This is a genomic window from Mesorhizobium prunaredense, from assembly GCF_900156895.1.
Classification (GTDB): Bacteria; Pseudomonadota; Alphaproteobacteria; order Rhizobiales; family Rhizobiaceae; genus Mesorhizobium; species Mesorhizobium prunaredense.
On sequence record NZ_FTPD01000001.1, the window covers coordinates 47,429 to 68,759 of the forward strand.

A 21,331-nucleotide genomic window follows, 5' to 3' on the forward strand; every position below is an offset into this window, starting at 1 on the left:
TCAGCCGCGTCAGGATCGCTCCTGTCGCAGCATCGCGATAACCCGGTGCACGCTCTCCAGCGTCTCATCGATCTCGGCCGCCGTATTGTAATGGGCGATGCCGATGCGCACGACACCCTGCTCGGCTGGAATGCCGAGCTGATGCACGATCTCCCAGGCGTAGTTGTGGCCGGACCACAGGAAGATGTTTTCCACATTCATCTGCCGCACGATCGTCTCCGGCTCTATGCCATCCACGGTGAACGAAACCGTCGGCACGCGCTCGCCGACACGCGCCGGATCGGTGATGCCGTGGATGGTCAGGCCCGAAATGGCCGACAGGCCGTCGATCAGCTTTTGCGTCAACTGGTTTTCGTAAGCGATTGATATTTCGAACGCCCTGGCGATCTTGGCGCGGCGCGAACCGCCCTCACCCGCCGCAGTTCCCAGCCCAGCGAAATAATCGACCGCGGCGCTCAGGCCGGCCATTAGCTCGATCTGCGGCGTGCCGAGTTCGAACCGCTCCGGCAGAGCATTGGACGAACAGCGGCATTTGTACGGTTTCAGCGCGTCGATGACATCCAGCCTGCCCCACACGATGCCCATGTGCGGCCCGAAGAATTTATAGGCCGAACAGACCAGGAAATCGCAGCCGAGGTCCCCGACGTCGATCAGGCCGTGCGGTGCGAACTGCACGGCGTCGACATAGACCAGCGCGCCGGCCTGCCTGGCGATGCGGGTCAGCGCCCTCACCCGGTTGATCGAGCCGGTCAGATTGCTGGCGTAGTTCAAGGCGACAAGCCGCGTCCTTTCGGTGAGCAGCGCAGCAAGCGCCGCCTCCTCGATCTGCCAGCTCTGCTCATCGAAAGGCAGCCAGCGCACGACAAGGTCAAGGTCTTCGGCCAGCTGCAGCCATGGCGATACGTTGCCCTCGTGGTCCATACGGGTGAGGATGATTTCGTCGCCGGGTTTCATCGTGCGGCCGAGGGTGCGCGACATGTGGTAGGTCAGCGTCGTCATGTTGGCGCCGATGACGATCTCCTGCGGGCTCGCAGCACCGAGGAAATCGGCCATCGCCGCACGGGCGTCGTCGACGATCTGTTGCGCCATGATCGTGGTTTCGAAGAAGCCGCCGAGATTGGCGTTTGTGGTCAGCAGGCAGCGTGACACCGCGTCGGCGACCGCTTGCGGCACCTGCGTGCCGGCAGGGTTGTCGAGATAGATGCGGCGACGGCCCTTGTCGGTCAGCGACAGTGCCGGAAATTTCTCGCGCACCACCTCAATCGGAAAATTCACTTTTTCTCCCTCTCTGTTGTAATCGTTCAGCAATCACGCCTTACAGCGCCGGAATGCAGCTCACGGACATGGGTTGCCGACACGCTGATGGATTGCATCGACTGCCTTCTGCATGTCTTCGCTCCAGACGACATCGGCGGATGACAGCGCCATTTCGAGCTGCGGAAGGGTCGTCGCGCCGATGATGCTCGAAGTGACGAAGGGCCGGCTTGTGACATAGGCGTTGGCAAACAATGCCGGCTCCATGCCGAAAGAGCGCGCCAGTTCGTTATACTCGAGCTGCGCCTCCGCGGCATTGGGCGTCTCGTAGCGCTGGCCGCGGTTGAAAAGCTGAGAACGCGAGCCTTGCGGCCGCGCACCATGGTCGTATTTGCCGGTCAGGTAGCCTTGCGCCAGCGGCGAATAGGCGAGCAGGGAAACCTGTTCGCGCTCGCAGACCTCGGCAAGGTTCACCTCGAAGCCGCGGTTGACGAAATTATAGGCGTTCTGCAGCGACGCCAGGCGCGGGCCGACGCCTTTGTCGGCTTCGGCGATGAACCGCATGACGCCCCACGAACTCTCGTTCGACAGGCCGAAATGGCGGATTTTTCCGGCCTTCACCAGTTCGTCGAAGACGGCGAGCGTCTCGGGAATCGGCGTCTCGCCGCCCGGTGCACCGGCGGAATCGGCCCGCAGCGGCACGGCGCCGCGCGGTTCGGATTGGCGCCCCATGGCACGTCCCGTTCCGGCCAATGGATCTGGTAAAGGTCGAGATAATCGGTGCTGAGCCTGGTCAGCGATTTTTCGACGGCATCGAAGATGTCGGCGCGCACCAGCTTCGACGAGCGGTTGCCGCGAAACCATGTGTTGGCGGTGCGGCCAACCACCTTCGAGGCGAGGATCACCTGGTCGCGGTTGCCCTTTGCCCTCATCCAGCTGCCGATGATCTTCTCGGTCCAGCCTTGCGTCTCCGCCTTGGGCGGAATCGGGTAGAGCGGCGGTGTCGATGAAGTTGACGCCGCGCGAAAATGCCAGATCCATCTGGGCGTGGCCATCCGCTTGGGTGTTCTGCTGGCCCCAGGTCATCGATCCTAGGCAAATCTGGGAAACAAGAAGATCGGTCCGACCAAGGCGGCGTTTTTGCATGGAATTTTCTCCGGCGGGAACTCTTTTGCGCGGCTGCGCGGGAAGGAAGCCGCAGCATACAGGAATGCGCGGGCTGTCTCCAACCCTGCCGCCAGTGGCCAGCGACTTTTCCGGGAGGCCGAAGCATGGCGCTCGGCGGAGTCAAAAAAATCAGTGAGGCATGGCTGCCATGCAAATGCTGCACTGCACAATTGTCATGATCTGCCTATATTGGGATTCGGGGAGGACCAACCAGGGGCTTGAATCATGGGTTTCCTCACTGAAATGTTCGCCCGTCCGCGTCCGCAGGAACATCAACGCTACCGAGCGGCTCTGGCGCTGCTTCTTTCGATGAGCAATGCCGACCGTGCCGACATCGGCATCAAACCAGCCGATTTTCCGCGCGTCGCTCGCGAAATGTCCTCACGTTAGTGTTAGTCACGGGTATCCCGGCTCGACCGGGATATCGCCTCGCCATTCTTCAACGCGATCCCATGAAAATCGCCTTGCTCAGCGGCACACCATTGTGGCGCAGGATGTCGTAGGCGGTGGTCACGTGGAAATAGAAATTGGGCATGGCGAGATGCAGCAGATACTGCATGCCGGCCATCGAGAATTCGCGCTGGCCAAGTTTCAGCTCGATCATTCTGTCGTCGGAGCCGTCCATATCGCCAGCCGAGAACGTCGCCAGATGGTCGACGGTCTTGGCGAGGCGCGCCTGGAGATCGGCAAAGCTCGCCTCGTTGTCTTCGTACTTCGGCACCTCGCGGCCGGCCAGCCGCGACGGCGCGCCCTTGGCGTGGTCGGTGGCAATCTGCACCTGCCTCGTCAACGCGTACATGTCCGGCGCCAGCCTCGACGTCAAAAACACCTGCGGGTCGATCTTGCGGTCGAGCGCATTCTGCTCGGCTGTCGAAAGCACGTTGGATAGCGCCTTCAACCTGGCCGAAAACACCGGCACGGACGCTTCGTACATCGATATGGTCACGTGAGTCTCCTATCCTGCGGGAACGCCGACGCGGACCTAGCGCCTCCGCGGGCGAATCTTCAAGCGTCACCACGTCGCCGCAATCGCTATGATAGGATTTCCCCGCTGGTGGAGATTCCCGATGAGAAGCGCCCTTTTCGCAGCGACCGCTTTTTTCTCCCTTGCCGTGACAGGCCAGCCAGTGCTCGCCGCCGAAGCGCCTTATGTCGACGACAGGTCGGACGCCGAAGCGGTCATCCGCTCGTTCTACAGCGCCATCAACCGGCAAGAATTCGCGCGCGCCTGGGACTATTTCGGCGACACCAAGCCGGCCAAGGATTTCGATGCCTTCGTCAAGGGCTATGACGGCACCGAAAGGGTCGATGTCAAAACCGGCGGCGTGTCGGACGACGGTGCGGCCGGCAGCATCTATTACAATGTTCCGGTTGCCATCCGGGCGACAGCCAAGGACGGCAGCGAAAATGTCTTTGCCGGTTGCTATACGTTGCGCCAGGTCAATGCCCAGATCCAGGAACCGCCATTCCGCCCGATCTTCATCGACAAGGGCGCTTTGAAACCGTCCAAGGCCGATTTCGAGGACGCCGTGCCGGAAAGCTGCGGCGACGGACCGCCGCCGCCGAAGAAAGATGCGGCGCTGGAGGAGGCCAAGAAGGCGTTTGCAGCCACTTATGGCGACCAGTGCGACAAGGAAATGCCCGGCGGCGAGCCTTTGGCAGAGCCGGACGCCTACTCCCTCCGCTACAAGGATGCGGGCGCCGAGACCGATGAGCCCGAACGCGAGTCGCGGCTGTTCCGCTTCTTCTGCTCGATGGCTGCCTACAATGAGAGTGCCGTCTACTATGTCTACGACGACGTATCCGGTGTCCGGCAGCTGCAGTTCGCCTCGCCGGAACTCGATATCCACTATGAGAACAACAATAGCGAAGGCAAGGTCGAGGCGATCAACGTCGTCGGCTTCGAGACAGACGACCAGTTGGTCAATTCCGAATATGACGACGCCACCAAGACGATCTCGTCGCTCAACAAGTGGCGCGGCGTCGGCGATGCCTCGTCAGCTGGCACGTATCTGTTTCGCAACGGCAATTTCTCGCTGGTGCAGTACGATGTCGACGCCTCCTATGACGGCGAGATCAACCCCCAGACAGTGGTGGACTACAACACACCGCCTTAAGGGGCCTCCGACAGCATCCAGTTGAGCGTGCCGCGCCAGTCGGTCATGCGGATCGGCGTGCCGTGCGTGCCGGTCTCGAAGCGGACAAAGCGGGCCGGATAGCTCTTCGATTTGGCCAGGATCGAACGGAAGAAGGCTTCCTGTTTCTCGACTGGAAACACAGGGTCCTTGCTGCCCTGGCCAAAGAAGACCGGAACACGGCGCTTGAAGGCCGGGCTCGAGAAGAAACTTTCATCCCACAGCGAACCGAGCAGCAGCAGCCCGCCGATGCGGCCGCCAGTATCCTTGCGGGCGGCCAGCTTCCAGCACAATGCGCCGCCCATCGAGCCGCAGGCGACGAAGATCTTCGCGCCCGGCGACCGTTCGGCATAGTGGCCGATCAGCGCGGCGATCTGGGCCGCGCCGGTGTCGCCGAAATCGGGAAAATCCGGCGACAGATAGAGGCCGCCATTGCCGGCCATCAGGTTCTTGATGCGGTTGAAATTGCCGCCGAAGGTGAAGTCGTCAACGCCCTGCTTGCGGCTGCCGCCCTGCCCGTGGAGATAGAGCACGATGATGTCGGCGCCTTGCGTGTGACCGACGGCGATGTGGCGGATATTGCCGGCGTCGGTCTTCAGCAGCAGATCCTGCTGCACCTTGCGCACACCGGTGTCGACATACTGCGCCTGCGCGCGGCGCTCCGGCACTTGGTCACGGGCGTTGATATCGCGCAATTCGCGATAGTCGACGACTGTATAGGCGCCCGCGGACGAGAGGATGGCCGGATAGGCGAACAGATCGTCTTTGAAGGGCTTTAGCGTGAGGACGTCAGCGTAGGCGGCGCAAGAAATCAAGAAAAATATTGAAGTCAGAAGGGCGCATAGGACGGTACGAATAGCCATGCCCCAGCCATGCGTTTCTCGGCCCCGGTTTGTCAATCCTGCAGCACGCCGCCGGCGCCTTCCAGCGCTTCGCGGGTGTCGACATCGATAGACGCACTCTTGCCGATCTCGACATCGACGACATCGAGCCCTTCGGCCTCGACCAGATGGCGCGCGCCGGTATCGCCTTCGAGATGAGCGATCGCCGCAAACAGTGAGCGCGGCAACAGCACCGGGTTGCCTCGCTTTCCCTCATGCGAGGCGCGCACGACCGATCTGCCCTCGGACTTGCGGAATGCATCGATCAGCCTGTCGAGGTCGGCTGACGCGATGCCAGGCATGTCGCCAAGCACGATCATGGCGCCGGCAGCATCGCCGCTGACCCGCGCGATGCCGGCCTTCAGCGACGAAGACAGGCCCTCGGCGAAATCCGGATTATCGGCGAAAGTCAAATCCAGTCCCGACAACGCGGCGCGTACACGCTCGCGCTGATGGCCGGTGACGACGATGGTATCAGAAGCTTTAGAGCCGAGCGCGCGCTCGGCGGTGCGGCGCACCAGCGGTTTTCCGTCGAACAGTGCCAGCAGCTTGTTCGGGCCGCCCATGCGGCTGGAGCGGCCGGCGGCCAGCAGCACGATATCGACCTTCAACTCGGCACTCTCAGACTTTGGCGCCGGCAGCGGCTCGCGCGGCTGTGGCCGGGTCGGGATTTCCATCAACAGACCGCCGACACCCATGCCGGCAATATCATTGGCCGTCACGTCGAGACCGGCGATCAACCGGTCGAGAACCCAGTCAAAACCGTTCTCCTTGGGGCTGCGGGCGCAGCCCGGCGCGCCGATGACGCGCTTGCCGGCAAGCGCGCCGAGCACCAGCAGATTGCCGGGATCGACCGGCATGCCGGCGCGGATGACGGTGCCGCCGGCCTTCTCGATCGCTGCCGGGACGACGTCGCCAAAATCGCTCATCGCCGATGCGCCGAAGATCACCACAATATCGTTGTCACGCGCCAGCGAGCCCGCAGCCTCCGCAACGGCGCCAACGTGATGCGGCGTGCGGCGCTCGGCCGTCAGCCGGCCACCTGAGCGCGCCAGACGGGCTTCGGTGACCCGCAACGTCTTGTCGAGCACACTCGGCTTGATGCCGGGCAGAACCGTCTGGATGACGCCGACACGCACCGGCTGATAGGCATTGACGGCAAAGATCTCGCCGCCGGCGCAGATCCTTGCCACCGCATCGACCAGGGCGGAAGCAATGGCGAAGGGAATAATCTTCACGGTTGCGACCATCTGGCCGTTTTCGACCGGCGCATGCTGCGCCAGCGTGGCGATGGTGATGGTCGGATCGACGGCGTTGATGGCGTTGATCATCGCGGCATCTACCGTGAAGATACCGGCCGCCAGGGCGTGTAGATTAACCCGGCCGGTCGCGGCGGGCTTCGCCTCGACATTGCGATGGATCATGCTTTCGGCGATCTTTTCGGCGGCAGCGTCCTCGCTCAAATCATCGGGAGCAAGAACAGCCGCGACAACCTCCGAAATCCCTGCTGACTTGAGCAAAGACACATCCTCGGCGCTCAGCCTGTGTGCCTTGCGCAAGCGCCGTTCTCCGGCCGTGGTGGCGTGTGCCAGCACTGCGCCTTCGGCCGTATCTACGGGGATTGGCCCGAACTTCACGCCACCGCGTCCTTGGATTCGAGGCCACGCGAACGAAAGGCCTGGATCGCCTGCGCTAGAATAGCGACCGCGATCTCGGCCGGGCTCGCCGCACCGATGTCGAGACCGATCGGCGCGTGGATGCGGGCGATCTGGTCGGCGGTCGCGCCCAATGCCAGCAGGCGCTCGACCCGCTTCGCATGAGTCTTGCGGCTGCCGAGCGCACCGACGTAGAAGCAGTTGGCGTCGAGCGCCGCCTTCAGCGCGAAATCATCGATCTTCGGATCATGGGTGACGGCGGCCAGCGCCGTAAAGCTGTCGAGCGGCTGGCGCTTCAGGATATCCTCCGGCCATTCGGCATGCAGCGCGACATCGGGAAAGCGGTCTGCGGTGGCAAAGGCCGTGCGCGGATCGACGATCTCCACGGGGTAGCCGGCGATCCTGGCCATCGGCGCCAGTGCCTGGCTGATATGGACTGCGCCGATCACCACCAGGCGCGGCTGCGGCAGATAGGCGTTGAGGAAGAAGGTTCGCCCTTCAGCCTCGACCGACCCGGAATTGCCTGATCGAAACGCCTTGGCGATCGCAGCGCCCAATTCGCCGGCGACCTGATCGCCCTCCCGCACGATACGATCGCGGCCATCGCCGAGATCGGTGACCAGGATCACCGCGCGGCGGGCGCGGCGTTCGGCGTTCAGCGACTTCAGCGCGTAGGGATCCATCGAAATATCTCTTGTTTAAGCATGATTCTTGTCGGCAAACCGGTTGCCACTTTGCGGGATCATGCTCTCTTGTTTAAGCATGATTCTTGTCCGCAAACCGGTTCCCACTTTGCGGGATCATGCTCTAACCCAACCGCTCGACATAGACCTTGATGCGGCCACCGCAGGACAGGCCGACCTGCCAGGCGGTCTCGTCGGCGACGCCGAACTCCAGCATCTTGGCCTTGCCGCTGTCGATGACGTCGACCGCCTCGGTGACCACCGCGCCTTCGACGCAGCCACCAGAGACGGAGCCATGGAAATTGCCTTCCGCGTCGATGACAAGGTGGCTGCCGACCGGCCGCGGCGCCGAGCCCCAGGTCTCGACCACGGTGGCAATGGCGACATCCTTGCCGTCTTTCATCCAGCCTTCCGCGATGGCCAGCGGATCGCGGGCCTCATCGAGATAAATGCTGTTTTCCATCACCGTTTCTCCCGCAGATAACATATGACTATGCTGCGTCTCTCGCGCCACTCTCAATCCATCTGCGTGGGTCGACGGAGCGCGCCGAAGTCTTGTCCAGCGACGCGCACAGATCGGCGAGCGCATCGAGGTTGTGCACCGAGCGGAATTCGTCGACATGCGGCAGCATCGCCTTGACGCCGCGGGCGCGCGCCTCGAAGCCGTCGAAGCGCAGCAGCGGGTTCAGCCAGATCAGCCGCCGGCAGGATTTGCGCAGGCGCTCCATTTCCTCCGACAGGCCGGCAACGTCGTCGCGCTCCAGCCCGTCGGTGATCAGGAGAACCACCGCACCCTGCCCCAGCACACGCCGCGACCATAGCCGGTTGAATTCGGCCATCGTATCGCCGATGCGGGTGCCGCCCGACCAGTCCATCACCGCCGCCGAACAGTCGGCGAGTGCTGCGTCTGGATCGCGATGGCGCATCTGCCGCGTCAGATTTGTCAGCCTGGTGCCGAAAACGAAGGCGTGCACGCGCCGGCGCTTTTCAGTCAGCGCATGCAGAAAATGCAGGAAGATGCGCGTGTACTGGCTCATCGAACCGGAAATATCGGCAAGCACGACCAGCGGAGGGTGAACCTCACGCTGTGACCGGAATTTCGGCAGGATCAATTCGCCGCCGGTGCGCGCAGCGGAACGCATCATGGCGCGCGGATCGATACGGCGACCATGCGCATTGGACTTGAAGCGGCGTGTCCTGACCATGTCGAAGGGCAGCCGCAACTCGGCGATCGCCTTCTTGGCGTCGATCATCTCGGCGGCGTTCATCTGGGCAAAATCCTTGCCCCTCAGCACCTCGTTGCCGGAAAATGTGAAGCGGGCGTCGACCTCGATCTCGGGGATTTCCTGCGCCGGCAGGTTCTTCTGGTGGCCCTCGAACATCGCCTGGCTGACACGGTTTTCCGCAGCCCGCGGCTTTTGCTTCTCACGACTGTTCGGCGCAACTGGCGAAAACATCGCCAGCATCTTTTCGATCAGCTCGTGCGATTTCCAGAACAGCCGGAAGGTTTCGTCGAAGGTGGGGTGATCCTCGTGCCGCGACACCAGCACGGCGTGCAGCGTCCAGTAGAAATCGTCGCGGGAACCGATGCCGGCGGCCAGCACCGCCTCGATCGCATCCTTGACCGAGGCGGGGCCGACCCGCATGCCGGCCTTGCGCAAGGTGCGGGCGAAATAGACGATGTTATCGGCGATCCGCCCGTCCGCTGTGGCCTCTTTCGGTTCGGGATGCGGCGTTGCCATCGCCCTACTCCGCCGCCGAAAGCTCGGCCTTCACCTCGTTGAGGATGCGCCGGCTTTCGCCCTGCTCGATACGGGCAATGTCGTCCTGGTATTTCAGCAGCACGCCGATCGTGTCGGAAACGGTTTCCGGATCGAGCGCCACCTTGTCGAGTTCGGTCAGCGCGCCGGCCCAGTCGATGGTCTCGGCAACACCCGGCACCTTGAACAGGTCGATCTGGCGCAGCTTCTGGATGAATGAAACGACCTCGGCCGACAGCCGGCTGTTGGCCTGCGGCACTTTCCGGCGCACGATTTCCAGCTCGCGCTCGGCATTCGGATAGTCGACCCAGTGATAAAGGCAGCGCCGCTTCAGCGCGTCGTGGATCTCTCTGGTGCGGTTGGTGGTGATGATGACGATCGGCGGCTCCTCCGCCTTGATCGTGCCGAGTTCGGGCACCGTGACCTGGAAGTCGGAGAGGATTTCGAGCAGGAACGCCTCGAAGGCCTCATCGGTGCGGTCGAGCTCGTCGATCAGGAAGACCGGGGCGGCGCCCGCCTTGCCGGTCAGCGCGTCGAGCACCGGGCGGCGGATCAGGTATTTTTCGGAAAAGACGTTGCGCTCCATGTCGGAGCGGTCGACCTTGCCGGCCGCCTCCTCCATGCGGATCTCGATCATCTGCGCGGCGTAGTTCCACTCGTAGACGGCCGAGGAGACATCTAGGCCTTCATAGCATTGCAGGCGGATCAGCCGGCGGCCGAGCGCTTGCGCCAACACCTTGGCGATCTCGGTCTTGCCGACGCCGGCCTCGCCCTCGAGGAACAGCGGCCGCTTCATGCGCAGCGACAAGAACAGCACGGTCGCCAGCGACCGGTCCGCCACATAGTCCGCACCGGTCAGGAGATCGAGCGTCTCGTCGATCGTCCGCGGCGCAGGGCATGGGGTCCACCCGGTCATTGTCTCTCCGTGGGTGCGGCCCATCCAGAGCCTCTACAGAGCGTGATAGCCGCGGTCGTGATAGATCAGCGGCCGCAAATTATCGCCGATACGCAGGCCTGTCACCTTGCCAAAAAGCACACGGTGGGTGGCCAGATCCTTGGTATCGAACAGTTCGCAGTCGAACACGGCGAGCGCGCCCTTCAGGGTCGGCGCGCCGGTCGAGATCATATCCCACTCGCCGAGCGCGAAGCGTTCCTCGACCGGCAGGCCGGTGAGGCCGGAAAAGCCGACCGACAGCGCCTCCTGGTCCGAAGCCAGCGTGTTCAAGGCGAACCTGCCATTCTTCACGAACGGCTCGTTCTTGGGATTTTCGCGATTGAGGCAGACCAGGATGGTCGGCGGCGTGTCCGACACCGAACAGGCTGCAATGACAGTCGCACCGCGCCTGCCGGCGGAACCATCGGTGGTGACCACATGGACGTGGCCGGCAAAATGGGCCATCGCGTCGCGATAGGCCTGCGGCCCTATGTCGTTCTTCTTCAGCACCGGCGATTTCCATTGGTTTGAAGCGAGATGAACCCAACCGTTATATATGGCGGCATATTGCATGCCACAAGCGAAGTGGTTGACATGCATCCTGAATTTCGCGTGTTGCGTGAAAGCTGACCAGCCTTTAGGTCTTGGCAGGAAGTGGCGCCGGCAAACACGCGACCGGCGCGGAGGAATTCTTCGCACGCATGCGACCCCGGACAATAGGCACGACAACGACAATAGCGGTGCTGGCCTGGCTGTCTCTCGCCGGTGATGCGAACGCTGAGGCGCTGCTGGTCGGCGTCGCAGCACCACTGTCCGGGCCGTCGGCGAGCCTTGGCAAACAGATCGAGGCGGGCGCCGGCCTGGCGGCAGCGGCGAACGACGCTCAACTCAAGGTTGTCGACGACGCCTGCACGGCCGATGGCGGGGCTGCCGCGGCGAGGAAATTCGTTGCGGCGAAAGTCGGCGTGGTCGTCGGCTTCCTCTGCACTGAGGCGATCGAGGCGGCACTGCCGATCCTGAAGGACGCCAACATACCGGTCATCACCGTCAGCGTGCGCACCGAAAGCCTGACCGACCGGCGCGCCAAGACCGGCTGGCCGATCTTTCGGCTTGGGCCGCGCGGCGATGACGAGCGCAACGCCGTCGCCTTCAATCTCACCCGCCAATGGCAGAACGAGCTGTTCGCCATCATCGACGACGGCACGATTTACGGCCGCGAAATCGCCGAAACGCTTCGGGCGGCAGCCGAGCAGGCGGCACTGAAACCGGTGTTCGTCGACACATTCAGGCCGCAGCTCGACAACCAGATCGGGCTGATCGGGCGGCTGAGGAAGGCCGGCGCAACGCATGTCTTCGCCGGCGGTGACGGCGACGACATCGCCATCATGGGCCGCGACGCCGGCCAGCTCGATGCCGGCATCATTTTTGCCGGCGGCGAAGCGCTGCGAACACCGCCCGGCGACGTGCCTTATGCCACGGGCACGCTGATGATTGCGCCGCCCGAATGGGCCGATGTGGCCGACTCCAGGGTGCTCGAAAGCTTTGCCGCACAAAAGATCATGCCGGAGGGCTACACGCTGCCGGCCTATGCGGCGGTCGAGATCGCCAAGGCGGCGACGGCCCTGGCGGAAACCTCCGGCAAGCCACTGGCCGATGCGCTCACCGCGCATGACTTCAGCACCGCGATCGGACCGATCCGCTTTGACGGCAAGGGCGACTTGACCGAAAACCTTTATCAGGTCTTCCGTTTCGACGGCGCAAATTTCGTGCCGGCGGAGGCCAAATGATGTTTCGCACAGGGCCGCGCAATCTCATCACCGATGTCGCCGGCCTGCGTGTCGGCAACGCTTCCGATGTGAGGCTGAAGTCCGGGGTGACCACCATCGTCTGCGACGAGCCGGCAGTGGCCGGTGTGCAGATCCTGGGCGGCGCGCCGGGCACCCGCGAGACCGACCTGCTCGAGCCGCACAATTCGATCGAGGCGATCCATGCCGTGGTGCTTTCGGGTGGCTCGGCTTACGGCCTCGATGCCGCCTCCGGCGTGCAGGCGGCACTGCGCGAAAACGGCATCGGCGTGGAGGTCGGCGGCTTTCGCGTGCCGATCGTGCCGGCGGCGATCCTGTTCGACCTGCGCAATGGCGGCGACAAGGACTGGGGCCGCTATCCGCCCTACCGCGATCTCGGCTATGAGGCGGCACAGGCAGTCGGCATCGATTTTCCGCTGGGCACGGTCGGCGCGGGCACCGGTGCCCTGAGTTCCGGCCTCAAGGGCGGCCTCGGATCGGCCTCGACGGTGCTCGACAGCGGCGTCACCATCGGCGCACTCGCCGCCGTCAATCCGACCGGCTCGGTGACGATCGCCCGTAGCAGGCACTTCTGGGCAGCGCCCTTCGAGATCGGCGACGAGTTCGGCGGGCTTGGTTATCCCTCGCCGATGCCGGAGGACACGAAAACGATCCTGCTGAAGTTTCGCGATAAGCAAGTGGGTGGCAACACGACCATCGCCGTCATCGCCACCGACGCCGTCCTCACCAAGGCCGCCGCAAAACGCCTGGCGATATCAGCGCATGACGGCTTCGTGCGCGCCATTTGGCCGACACATACGCCGGCCGACGGGGATCTGGTTTTCGCGCTGGCGACCGGCAAGAGCGACATCGAGCTCGCGCCCAACGACGCCATCGAGCTTTACGCCGCGGCCGGCGCCACCATGGCGCGCGCCATCAGCCGCGGCGTCTTCGCCGCGACGCCCGCCGATGGCGACCTGTTTCCGGTCTGGTCGTCGCGCTGAATGCGGGCTGCCGTGGCCCGGCATCAGGTGGGGTCGGATTGTTCTTCCTCGAACGTGACCGCAACATCCGAATTTGCCGACAGCCGCACTTTCTGGCCCTCGACTTCGGCTACGAGGCTGAGCGGAATGAAGTGATGATGCCCCCTGTGAGCGCCCTCGCCACTGTCTCGCTTGGTCAGCTTGATTCGTTGTCCCTCCACTTTGTCGACGGTGCCGACATGGACGCCGTCGGCGCCGATCACTTCCATATGTTCGCGAATGAGGGATGCATCGGTCATTGTGGGTTCTCCATTTCAAGCTGCCAACATAAACAAACGACGACGCGATTGGATGCATCGGGTTTGCGTCTCAGAGGGCACGACGTTTTGACGATGTCGTGATAGTGATCGAAACAACTCTGGCTGCCTAAACGGAAATCCGATGCGCACCCTTGTCGTGTTTGCTGTGTCCCTCCTCGCCCAGTTTGCAACTTCGCTCGCCGCGCATGCCGGCGACGTCGCCGAGCTAGAGATCCTCGGGTTCACTGGGGATGGCGGCGCATTCGCCTTCGAGGAGTATGGCATCCAGGACGGATCGGGGTTTCCCTATGCCAATCGCTATTACATCAACACCGCCGACGACAGTTTTCTCAAGGGCACACCAATCAGGGTGCGGCTTGACGACGAGAACGCAACGCTCGACGCGGCGCGCCTTGCAGCCCGGCAGAAAGGTGAAGCTATCATCAAACAGGCGGAATTGACGGCGAATCGCGGCGTCACCGCCGGCTTCAACCCGGTGACCGAGCATTCGGCCGATCCGCTCCGCGTGGTGGTCAACCCGCGGCCGATCTTTTCGCCGGTCGATGATCCGCTCGAGTTCCGTCTCGACGAGATCGGCATGAACGATACCGAAACCTGCCAAAACCTTGGCGAGATCAACGGCTTTCGCCTGTTGCGCATCGAGGCGAAAGACGGCGGCAAAACTGAACTCCTGCACGAAGACAAGTCGATCCCCAAAAGCAGAGGCTGCCCGAACGGCTATCGAATCGGCGCGGTGCAGACATTTTCCATGCAGGGTCTCAGCGCCTATGCCGTGCTGATCGCGGTGCGCCAGCACGGCTTCGAAGGGCCGGATTTTCGCTGGATCGCGGTGACCGGCCGGCTGTGACGCCGCTTCCCGTCCAGTTCGTGCACACCATGGCAACGGCGTTGTATCAATTCATCGTGCTGGGCATCCGGCTTTATTTTCCGCTCGGTTTCATCGCGCTTGCTCTCGCCAAAATCTGGTTTGCGCGGCAGCAGCGTTGAGCATTTTGTCTGCCTCTGTTACGACGCGGGCGAACGCCCTCGCAATTCAGGACTGACCGATGATCCCTCGCTACTCCCGGCCGGAAATGGTGGCCATCTGGTCGCCCGAAACCCGGTTCCGCATCTGGTTCGAGATCGAGGCCTACGCTTGCGACGCGCTGGCCGAGCTCGGCGTGATCCCGAAGGAGGCCGCCAAAACCATTTGGGAAAAAGGCGGGGCCGCGAAGTTCGACGTCGAGGCGATCGACGAGATCGAGCGCGTCACCAAGCACGACGTCATCGCCTTCCTCACCCATCTCAGCGAATTCGTCGGGCCGGACGCCCGCTTCATTCATCAGGGCATGACGTCCTCAGACGTTCTCGACACCTGCTTTGCCGTGCAGCTCACCCGCGCCAGCGACATCCTCCTGGCCGACATCGACGGCCTGCTTGCGGCGCTCAAGCGCCGCGCCTACGAACACAAGGACACCGTCACCATCGGTCGCAGCCACGGCATCCATGCCGAGCCGACCACTTTCGGCGTCAAGCTGGCGCAGGCCTATGCCGAATTCTCACGCTGCCGCGAGCGGCTGGTGCACGCGCGCGAGGATATTGCGACATGCGCCATATCAGGTGCTGTCGGCACCTTCGCCAACATCGATCCCCATGTCGAAGAGCATGTGGCGAAGAAACTCGGATTGAAGCCGGAGCCGGTGTCGACGCAGGTGATCCCGCGCGACCGCCATGCGATGTTCTTTGCGACGCTCGGTGTCATCGCCTCGTCGATCGAACGGCTGGCGACAGAAATCCGCCATCTGCAGCGCACCGAGGTGCTGGAGGCTGAAGAGTATTTTTCGCCCGGGCAAAAGGGCTCGTCAGCGATGCCGCACAAGCGTAACCCGGTGCTTACCGAAAACCTCACCGGGCTTGCGCGCATGGTGCGTTCGTTCGCGATGCCGGCGATGGAGAACGTGGCGCTCTGGCACGAGCGTGACATTTCGCATTCGTCGGTCGAGCGCATGATCGGCCCGGATGCGACTGTTACGCTCGATTTCGCGTTGTCGCGGCTGACCAGTGTCATCGACAGATTGCTCGTCTATCCCGACAACATGCTGAAGAACATGAACAAGTTCCGCGGCCTTGTGCATTCGCAGCGTGTGCTGCTGGCGCTGACCCAGGCCGGCGTCAGCCGTGAGGACGCCTACCGGCTGGTGCAGCGAAACGCCATGAAAGTATGGGAACAAGGCGCTGATTTCCTTGAGGAACTTTTGGCCGACAAGGAGGTCACCGCAGCCTTGCCCGAGGCCGAAATTCGTGAAAAATTCGACCTTGGCTATCATACCAAGCATGTCGACACGATCTTCAAGCGGGTGTTCGGAGAAGCGTGAGGCCACGCCGATTTGACCGGTCCTGGCCGGCGGTTCCAAGCTGGAGCACCCCTCATCCGACCTCGCGGAGCCTGTCCTCGGGCTTGCCGGAGGCAAGACCGTGGGCGAGGCCACCTTCTCCCACGAGGGAGAAGGAAAGACGGCATCGACCTCGCCGCACCGTCAGGTTCGAAGAATCAAGCCTTGCCGGGAACGGTCCTGATCACCGTTCCCCATGGATCCTCGCGCGTCGCTGCATCAGTCACATTGTCGGACCGCATTTCGACCCAGGCGAGGCCGGACCGGGAAGGATCGCGCCGGCCGGCGCCGGAACTCTGCCAGGCATTGGCGCCGACGTGGTGGTGGTAGCCGCCTGACGACAGGAACACCGCGGCGTCACCATATTTCGCCATGGTATCGAAGCCGAATTCCTGCTGCCACCAGGCCTCGGCGTCTTCCGGGCGACCGACGCGCAGATGGACATGGCCGATGATGCTGTTGTCCGGCATGCCCTGCCAGCCGGCATCGCCGGCCGGCACGTCGGCGACGACCGACGAAATATTCAGCCGTTCGGTCGCCATCGCTATCTTGTCACCATTCCACTTCCAGTCCTCATGGCGGCGGTCGGCATAGATCTCGATGCCGTTGCCTTCAGGGTCGGTCAGGTAGAGCGCCTCGCTGACCAGATGGTCGGAAGCGCCGTCGATGCCGATGTTGTTGGCGATGGCGTGGTTGATCCAGCGCCCGAGGTCGGCCCGGCCGGGCAGCAGGAAGGCAGTGTGAAACAGGCCGGCACTGCGCGGATCGTCGGGCTTCGCCGCTGCATCCGCCTCGATGTCGAGCAAGGGACGATTGGCGGCGCCCAGCGTGAACGTGCCGCCGGCGCGGCTGAGTTCCCGCAGCCCGACGACGTCACGATAGTAAGCGGCCAGGCTTTCGGCATTCCGCGCGCGCAGCCCGACGCGGGCAACGCTGACCGGGGTCGTGGCGGCAAAAGGCAATTCGCTCATCAAAGTCTCCGTTTGGGCGGCCTTCGACGAGATCCCCAAAGCCAGGAGCCCGGCGCCACCTACCATTGTACGTCGTGTCAGTTCCAAATCCTGGTTCTCATTTACACGGCTGTTTCTTCCCGATGACAGATCGTCAATCGCAATCGTTCACACAAGACGGCAAGAAGCGAACATGGTGTTCACTATTTGTGAGTATCGCACCGATCATCACGGTTGCACGAAACCGTGTCCCTCGCTACATGCGCGCCATGAAAGTCAGGGATGCAGACATTCTCATCGTGCCGGGCTACACCAATTCGGGCCCCGACCATTGGCAGAGCCGCTGGCAATCGAAATTGTCGACGGCGCGCCGCGTCGAGCAGGCGGAATGGTCGAAGCCAGTGCGCGAAGACTGGACGGCGAGCGTGGCGAAGGCGGTCAACGAGGCCGAGCGACCGGTCGTTGTCGTCGCGCATTCGCTCGGCGTCGCCGCCGTGATCCAGGCTATGCCACAGTTCCAGCGTCCGGTCGCCGGAGCCTTCTTCGTGGCGCCGCCCGACGTCGCCAACCCCAACATAAAACCCAGGCACCTGATGACCTTCGGCCCTTATCCGCGCGAGCCGCTGGCATTTCCCTCGGTGGTGATCGCCAGCCGCAACGACCCGTTCTGCACGTTCGAGGTGGCCGAGGACATCGCCGGCGCCTGGGGCTCGCTGTTCATCGACGCTGGCGAGGCCGGACATCTCAACGCCGATGCCGGCTTCGGCCCATGGCCCGAAGGATCGATGACTTTTGCGAAATTCCTGACGGACCTTTAGGCGCCGATCGAGTCCCTCACGCTCTTCAGCAGGGTCTTTGCCCCCAGACCGATCAACGCGTGCTCGGAGCCCATCGCCAGCAGCCGATAGCCCATCGACACCACGCGGCCGGCGATGGCCGGCTCGATGACGTAGATCGCGGCATGCTTGCCGGCCTCGCGCGTCCGCTCGGCGATCGAGGCGACTGTTTCCATCATGCTTTCGAGCGTCGAGTTGACGGCGGCGCCGTTCGACCAGGCAATCGAGAAGTCCGATGGGCCGACGAAGATGCCGTCGATTCCCGGCGTGTCGAGGATGCCGTCGAGCGCGTCGAGCGCGGCGCGGGTCTCGACCATGGCGAAGGCCATGGTGCGCTCGTTGCTGTCGCGCAGCCAGTCGGCATGGTCGCCCTTGCCATGACGCGGAAAGCCATAAGTCGGCCCCCAAGAGCGCTCGCCGAGCGGCGGGTACTTCATGGCGGCGGCAAACAGCCTGGCGTCCGCCACCGAATTCACCATCGGCGCAATCACCGCCTCGGCGCCGAAATCGAGCGCTCGGCTGGCCATGTCGAAGCGGCCGACCGGAATGCGCACCAGCGCCGGTTTGTTGGCGGCCAGCACCGGCCCAAGGCCGCGCAGCACGCTGTCCTCGTGATGTCCGCCATGCTGCATGTCGAGCGTCACGGCATCGAACCCCTGTCTGGCAAGAATCTCGACCGTCAGGGCATCAGGCACGCCGGACCATGCGGTGCACAACGTTTCATCTGCCACCAAGCGTGACTTGAGGGACATAGGCGCCTTCCTTATTCGATCTCGCACCCGTCCAAAAATCGGAAAGCCCGATGCGAGGGGTCAAAGTTTCAGAGCGTACTTTGTGCGTCCAAATGGATGCCTGTCGCTGTAATGCAGTTCAGCCGGAAACAGCTGCAAAGGCAAAGAAAAACCGCCCGGAGAGACCGGGCGGTCGATTGGTCCAGAGTGTCGATCGGCTCAGAGCAAGGATCAGGTGTTCTTGATCTGTTCAATCGCCTGCGCCATCAGATCGTCCATGGTGCGGCGAATCTGATGGTCCGACTGGTCGACCCCGGCTTCGTCGAAATCCTTGCGAATCTTGCGGAAAACATCGTGATCGCCGGCTTCCTCAATGTCGGCGACAACCACCTGCTTGGCATAGGCTTCGGCATCAGCGCCGGATTTGCCCAGCTTTTCGGCAGCCCACATGCCGAGCGCCCTGTTGCGGCGCGCCGAAGCCTTGAACCGAAGTTCCTCGTCGATTGCGAATTTGCGCTCGAAGCCCTCTTCGCGGTCTTTCATGCTGCTCATGGCATCCCTCCGGTCAAATCCGATTTGGTTGGCAGTCGAAATATGTGTCTTGCCCAGCACAAACCAAAAGGCCGCGGGCCGGTCAATATGCTACGTTACTTGCTGCGCTGCGGCATTTCATTCCGGAAAGCGGTGATTGGAAGGATTTGCCGATTGAGCAAACACTGCGATTGGGATAGACACCGGCATTGAACCCCTACCGTTGCCGCACTAATTTAGGCGGACGGACAGGAACTGGTCGCTTGCCGCCTGTCCGGAAATCCAGAGAAAAGATCAGATGAAAAATCGCCGCCGCATTTATGAAGGCAAGGCCAAGATCCTCTATGAGGGCCCTGAGCCGGGAACACTGATCCAATTCTTCAAGGACGACGCGACCGCTTTCAACAAGAAGAAGCACGAAATCGTCGATGGCAAGGGCGTGCTCAACAACCGCATTTCCGAGCACATCTTCAACCATCTCAACCGGATGGGCATTCCGACCCATTTCATCCGCCGGCTCAACATGCGCGAGCAGCTGATCAAGGAAGTCGAGATCATCCCGCTCGAGGTGGTCGTGCGCAACGTCGCCGCCGGCTCGCTGGCCAAGCGTCTCGGCATCGAGGAAGGCACCGTGCTGCCGCGCTCGATCATCGAATTCTATTACAAGGCCGACGCGCTCGACGACCCGATGGTGTCTGAAGAGCACATCACCGCTTTCGGATGGGCAAGCCCGCAGGAGATCGACGACGTCATGGCGCTGGCCATCCGCGTCAACGACTTCCTCTCCGGCTTGTTCATGGGCGTCGGCATCCAGCTTGTCGACTTCAAGATCGAATGCGGCCGGCTGTTCGAAGGCGACATGATGCGCATCGTCGTTGCCGACGAGATCTCGCCGGACTCGTGCCGTCTGTGGGACGTGGCGACCCAGGACAAGCTCGACAAGGATCGTTTCCGCCGCGACATGGGCGGTCTGGTCGAAGCCTATCAGGAAGTCGCCCGCCGCCTTGGCATCATGAACGAGAACGAGCCGCTGCGTCCCGCCGGACCAGTGCTTGTCGCCTCGACCGATGGCCTCAAAGGCAAGCCGCACTGAGATTTCTTGCCGCTCAATACTTCGAACAGGAGCATGTCCAGCGTGATCAAGGCCCGCATTACCGTAACCCTCAAGAACGGCGTGCTCGACCCGCAAGGCAAGGCGATCGAACACGCATTGTCCGGGATGGGCTTTGACGGCGTCGGCCAGGTGCGGCAGGGCAAGGTTTTCGACGTCGAGCTTGCTGAGAGCGACAAGGCCAAGGCCGAAGCCGATCTCAAAGCCATGTGCGACAAGCTTCTGGCGAATACGGTGATTGAGAACTATAGTGTGGCCATTACCTGAGGTTGTGCCGGAGGGCAGATGACTGAAGCCACGAACGAGTTGATGGACGAGCTCCTGAAGCGTGTGCACCACGACGTTGCTGAACTTCGACAAGATGTTTCCGAAGTGAAGCGGGAGTTGAACGTAGTTCGGGGTCACATGGTCGCAACGCAAAGCGACATCCATAACATCTACGGCATTCTTGGCCGTCAAGACGATCGTCTCGAACGCATAGAGCGCCGTCTCGAATTGCGTGAACTTGCCGAAGCCCAGGGGCCTTACGAACCGAAATGAATTCAGCCGTCGTTCTTCTGCCGGGCCTCAACCGTGACCGCGACATGATCGCGGCGCTGACCAAGATTTCGGGAACGCCGCCGGTCACGGTCTGGCAGACCGACACCGAAATTCCCGACGTCGACCTGATCGCCATTCCCGGCGGCTTCTCCTTCGGCGATTATCTGCGCTGCGGCGCCATTGCGGCGCGTATGCCGGTGATGCGGGCGGTCGCCGAAAAGGCGGCCAAGGGGGTGATGGTCATCGGCGTCTGCAACGGCTTCCAAATCCTGGTCGAGGCCGGCCTTTTGCCGGGCGCCTTGATGCGCAACACGTCGCTGAAATTCGTCTGCCGGCAAGTCAAGCTGCGGATCGCCAACGCCAACACGATGTTCACCCGCCGCTATCAGCCAGGCCAGATCATCCGCTCGCCGGTAGCGCATCGTGACGGCAATTATTTTGCCGACGCCGAGACGCTGCGCAGGCTCGAAGGCGAAGGCCAGGTCGTGTTCCGCTATGCCGAAGGCACCAATCCCAACGGCTCGATCAACGACATTGCCGGCATCATCAACGGCCAGGGCAATGTGCTCGGCCTGATGCCGCATCCCGAGAACCTGATCGAAGCGGCTCATGGCGGCAGCGACGGCCGGGCACTGTTCGAAAGTGCGCTTGGCATCGCCGCTTGATTCTTCAGCGTTCATCCCCTTCCCGAACTCGACATAGGC

At 62.6% G+C, this 21,331-nt stretch carries 25 protein-coding genes and 1 pseudogene; 12 read left to right on the top strand and 14 right to left on the bottom strand.

Going from position 1 to position 21,331, the window contains the following annotated elements; genetic code table 11:
• Nucleotides 1–9: 9 nt before the first annotated feature.
• Together BQ8794_RS00265 and BQ8794_RS00270 are read right to left on the bottom strand one after the other, a co-directional pair.
• Nucleotides 10–1,275 carry a cysteine desulfurase-like protein gene (locus BQ8794_RS00265; protein WP_077371483.1) on the bottom strand — a complete coding sequence of 422 codons (1,266 nt, stop codon included), beginning with the start codon at nucleotides 1,273–1,275 and terminating at the stop codon, nucleotides 10–12.
• A 60-nt stretch (nucleotides 1,276–1,335) separates the two neighbouring features.
• Nucleotides 1,336–2,400: pseudogene (locus BQ8794_RS00270) on the bottom strand (aldo/keto reductase).
• A gap of 246 nt (nucleotides 2,401–2,646) precedes the next feature.
• Here BQ8794_RS00270 and BQ8794_RS00275 point away from each other — a divergent pair.
• The gene (locus tag BQ8794_RS00275) at nucleotides 2,647–2,811 is read left to right on the top strand and encodes a DUF1127 domain-containing protein (RefSeq protein WP_077371486.1); all 165 of its coding nucleotides are present in this window, start codon (nucleotides 2,647–2,649) and stop codon (nucleotides 2,809–2,811) included.
• Nucleotides 2,812–2,860: 49 nt separating this feature from the next.
• On the opposite strand, the gene BQ8794_RS00280 is transcribed toward BQ8794_RS00275, so the two are convergent.
• Nucleotides 2,861–3,367, bottom strand: coding sequence for a DUF1993 domain-containing protein (locus BQ8794_RS00280; protein WP_077371489.1), 507 nt, complete (start codon nucleotides 3,365–3,367; stop codon nucleotides 2,861–2,863).
• 121 nt (nucleotides 3,368–3,488) lie between these two features.
• On the opposite strand from BQ8794_RS00280, the gene BQ8794_RS00285 reads away from it, so the two are divergent.
• On the top strand, nucleotides 3,489–4,538 hold the full coding sequence (locus BQ8794_RS00285) for a DUF1176 domain-containing protein (RefSeq protein WP_077371492.1): 1,050 nt from the start codon (nucleotides 3,489–3,491) through the stop codon (nucleotides 4,536–4,538).
• On the opposite strand, the gene BQ8794_RS00290 is transcribed toward BQ8794_RS00285, so the two are convergent.
• From BQ8794_RS00290 to BQ8794_RS00320, 7 genes are all read right to left on the bottom strand, one after another.
• Nucleotides 4,535–5,419, bottom strand: coding sequence for an alpha/beta hydrolase family protein (locus tag BQ8794_RS00290; RefSeq protein ID WP_077371495.1), 885 nt, complete (start codon nucleotides 5,417–5,419; stop codon nucleotides 4,535–4,537). The two genes, BQ8794_RS00285 and BQ8794_RS00290, sit on opposite strands and share 4 nt — an antisense overlap.
• Before the next feature lie 32 nt (nucleotides 5,420–5,451).
• Nucleotides 5,452–7,074, bottom strand: a complete 1,623-nt coding sequence (locus tag BQ8794_RS00295) for an NTP transferase domain-containing protein (protein ID WP_077371498.1) — start codon at nucleotides 7,072–7,074, stop codon at nucleotides 5,452–5,454.
• Nucleotides 7,071–7,775 carry an XdhC family protein gene (locus tag BQ8794_RS00300; RefSeq protein ID WP_077371501.1) on the bottom strand — a complete coding sequence of 235 codons (705 nt, stop codon included), beginning with the start codon at nucleotides 7,773–7,775 and terminating at the stop codon, nucleotides 7,071–7,073. Before BQ8794_RS00300 ends, BQ8794_RS00295 begins: the two co-directional genes overlap by 4 nt.
• A gap of 124 nt (nucleotides 7,776–7,899) precedes the next feature.
• The gene (locus tag BQ8794_RS00305; protein WP_077371504.1) at nucleotides 7,900–8,238 is read right to left on the bottom strand and encodes an XdhC family protein; all 339 of its coding nucleotides are present in this window, start codon (nucleotides 8,236–8,238) and stop codon (nucleotides 7,900–7,902) included.
• Nucleotides 8,239–8,266: 28 nt separating this feature from the next.
• The gene (locus BQ8794_RS00310; RefSeq protein WP_077371507.1) at nucleotides 8,267–9,517 is read right to left on the bottom strand and encodes a vWA domain-containing protein; all 1,251 of its coding nucleotides are present in this window, start codon (nucleotides 9,515–9,517) and stop codon (nucleotides 8,267–8,269) included.
• A gap of 4 nt (nucleotides 9,518–9,521) precedes the next feature.
• Entirely contained in the window at nucleotides 9,522–10,451 is a 930-nt protein-coding gene (locus tag BQ8794_RS00315) for an AAA family ATPase (RefSeq protein ID WP_077371510.1), read from the bottom strand.
• Nucleotides 10,452–10,484: 33 nt separating this feature from the next.
• Nucleotides 10,485–10,979, bottom strand: a complete 495-nt coding sequence (locus BQ8794_RS00320; protein ID WP_077372403.1) for a flavin reductase — start codon at nucleotides 10,977–10,979, stop codon at nucleotides 10,485–10,487.
• 191 nt (nucleotides 10,980–11,170) lie between these two features.
• On the opposite strand from BQ8794_RS00320, the gene BQ8794_RS00325 reads away from it, so the two are divergent.
• Together BQ8794_RS00325 and BQ8794_RS00330 are read left to right on the top strand one after the other, a co-directional pair.
• The gene (locus BQ8794_RS00325) at nucleotides 11,171–12,256 is read left to right on the top strand and encodes a branched-chain amino acid ABC transporter substrate-binding protein (protein ID WP_077372406.1); all 1,086 of its coding nucleotides are present in this window, start codon (nucleotides 11,171–11,173) and stop codon (nucleotides 12,254–12,256) included.
• Nucleotides 12,256–13,257 carry a P1 family peptidase gene (locus tag BQ8794_RS00330; protein WP_077372409.1) on the top strand — a complete coding sequence of 334 codons (1,002 nt, stop codon included), beginning with the start codon at nucleotides 12,256–12,258 and terminating at the stop codon, nucleotides 13,255–13,257. The genes BQ8794_RS00325 and BQ8794_RS00330 overlap by 1 nt, the downstream gene beginning before the upstream one ends.
• Nucleotides 13,258–13,280: 23 nt before the next feature.
• Here the strand turns inward: BQ8794_RS00330 and BQ8794_RS00335 are convergent, their stop codons facing one another.
• On the bottom strand, nucleotides 13,281–13,535 hold the full coding sequence (locus tag BQ8794_RS00335; RefSeq protein WP_077371513.1) for a DUF2171 domain-containing protein: 255 nt from the start codon (nucleotides 13,533–13,535) through the stop codon (nucleotides 13,281–13,283).
• 142 nt (nucleotides 13,536–13,677) lie between these two features.
• Between BQ8794_RS00335 and BQ8794_RS00340 the strand changes: the two genes are divergently transcribed.
• From BQ8794_RS00340 to purB, 3 genes are read left to right on the top strand one after another with little or no spacing between them, the layout of a single operon-like run.
• Nucleotides 13,678–14,403 (top strand): DUF2259 domain-containing protein, encoded by a 726-nt coding sequence (locus BQ8794_RS00340; RefSeq protein ID WP_077371516.1) that lies wholly within the window; start codon nucleotides 13,678–13,680, stop codon nucleotides 14,401–14,403.
• Entirely contained in the window at nucleotides 14,400–14,543 is a 144-nt protein-coding gene (locus BQ8794_RS35385; protein ID WP_167378579.1) for a hypothetical protein, read from the top strand. The genes BQ8794_RS00340 and BQ8794_RS35385 overlap by 4 nt, the downstream gene beginning before the upstream one ends.
• A gap of 59 nt (nucleotides 14,544–14,602) precedes the next feature.
• The gene (gene purB, locus BQ8794_RS00350) at nucleotides 14,603–15,910 is read left to right on the top strand and encodes an adenylosuccinate lyase (RefSeq protein WP_077371519.1); all 1,308 of its coding nucleotides are present in this window, start codon (nucleotides 14,603–14,605) and stop codon (nucleotides 15,908–15,910) included.
• A 176-nt stretch (nucleotides 15,911–16,086) separates the two neighbouring features.
• Here the strand turns inward: purB and BQ8794_RS00355 are convergent, their stop codons facing one another.
• Nucleotides 16,087–16,899, bottom strand: a complete 813-nt coding sequence (locus BQ8794_RS00355; protein WP_077372412.1) for a VOC family protein — start codon at nucleotides 16,897–16,899, stop codon at nucleotides 16,087–16,089.
• Between the two features lie 248 nt (nucleotides 16,900–17,147).
• On the opposite strand from BQ8794_RS00355, the gene BQ8794_RS00360 reads away from it, so the two are divergent.
• Entirely contained in the window at nucleotides 17,148–17,696 is a 549-nt protein-coding gene (locus BQ8794_RS00360; protein ID WP_077372416.1) for an RBBP9/YdeN family alpha/beta hydrolase, read from the top strand.
• Here the strand turns inward: BQ8794_RS00360 and BQ8794_RS00365 are convergent.
• Nucleotides 17,693–18,466 carry an HpcH/HpaI aldolase family protein gene (locus BQ8794_RS00365; protein WP_077371522.1) on the bottom strand — a complete coding sequence of 258 codons (774 nt, stop codon included), beginning with the start codon at nucleotides 18,464–18,466 and terminating at the stop codon, nucleotides 17,693–17,695. The genes BQ8794_RS00360 and BQ8794_RS00365 overlap by 4 nt on opposite strands.
• Before the next feature lie 210 nt (nucleotides 18,467–18,676).
• On the bottom strand, nucleotides 18,677–18,997 hold the full coding sequence (locus BQ8794_RS00370) for a DUF1476 domain-containing protein (protein ID WP_077371525.1): 321 nt from the start codon (nucleotides 18,995–18,997) through the stop codon (nucleotides 18,677–18,679).
• A 277-nt stretch (nucleotides 18,998–19,274) separates the two neighbouring features.
• Between BQ8794_RS00370 and purC the strand changes: the two genes are divergently transcribed.
• The 4 genes from purC to purQ are packed head-to-tail and all read left to right on the top strand — an operon-like array spanning nucleotide 19,275 to nucleotide 21,292.
• Nucleotides 19,275–20,069 carry a phosphoribosylaminoimidazolesuccinocarboxamide synthase gene (gene purC, locus BQ8794_RS00375; RefSeq protein WP_077371528.1) on the top strand — a complete coding sequence of 265 codons (795 nt, stop codon included), beginning with the start codon at nucleotides 19,275–19,277 and terminating at the stop codon, nucleotides 20,067–20,069.
• Nucleotides 20,070–20,111: 42 nt separating this feature from the next.
• Entirely contained in the window at nucleotides 20,112–20,354 is a 243-nt protein-coding gene (purS, locus tag BQ8794_RS00380) for a phosphoribosylformylglycinamidine synthase subunit PurS (RefSeq protein WP_023798246.1), read from the top strand.
• A gap of 18 nt (nucleotides 20,355–20,372) precedes the next feature.
• On the top strand, nucleotides 20,373–20,627 hold the full coding sequence (locus BQ8794_RS00385) for a hypothetical protein (RefSeq protein WP_077371531.1): 255 nt from the start codon (nucleotides 20,373–20,375) through the stop codon (nucleotides 20,625–20,627).
• Nucleotides 20,624–21,292, top strand: coding sequence for a phosphoribosylformylglycinamidine synthase subunit PurQ (gene purQ, locus BQ8794_RS00390; RefSeq protein ID WP_077371534.1), 669 nt, complete (start codon nucleotides 20,624–20,626; stop codon nucleotides 21,290–21,292). Before BQ8794_RS00385 ends, purQ begins: the two co-directional genes overlap by 4 nt.
• Nucleotides 21,293–21,331: the final 39 nt, after the last annotated feature.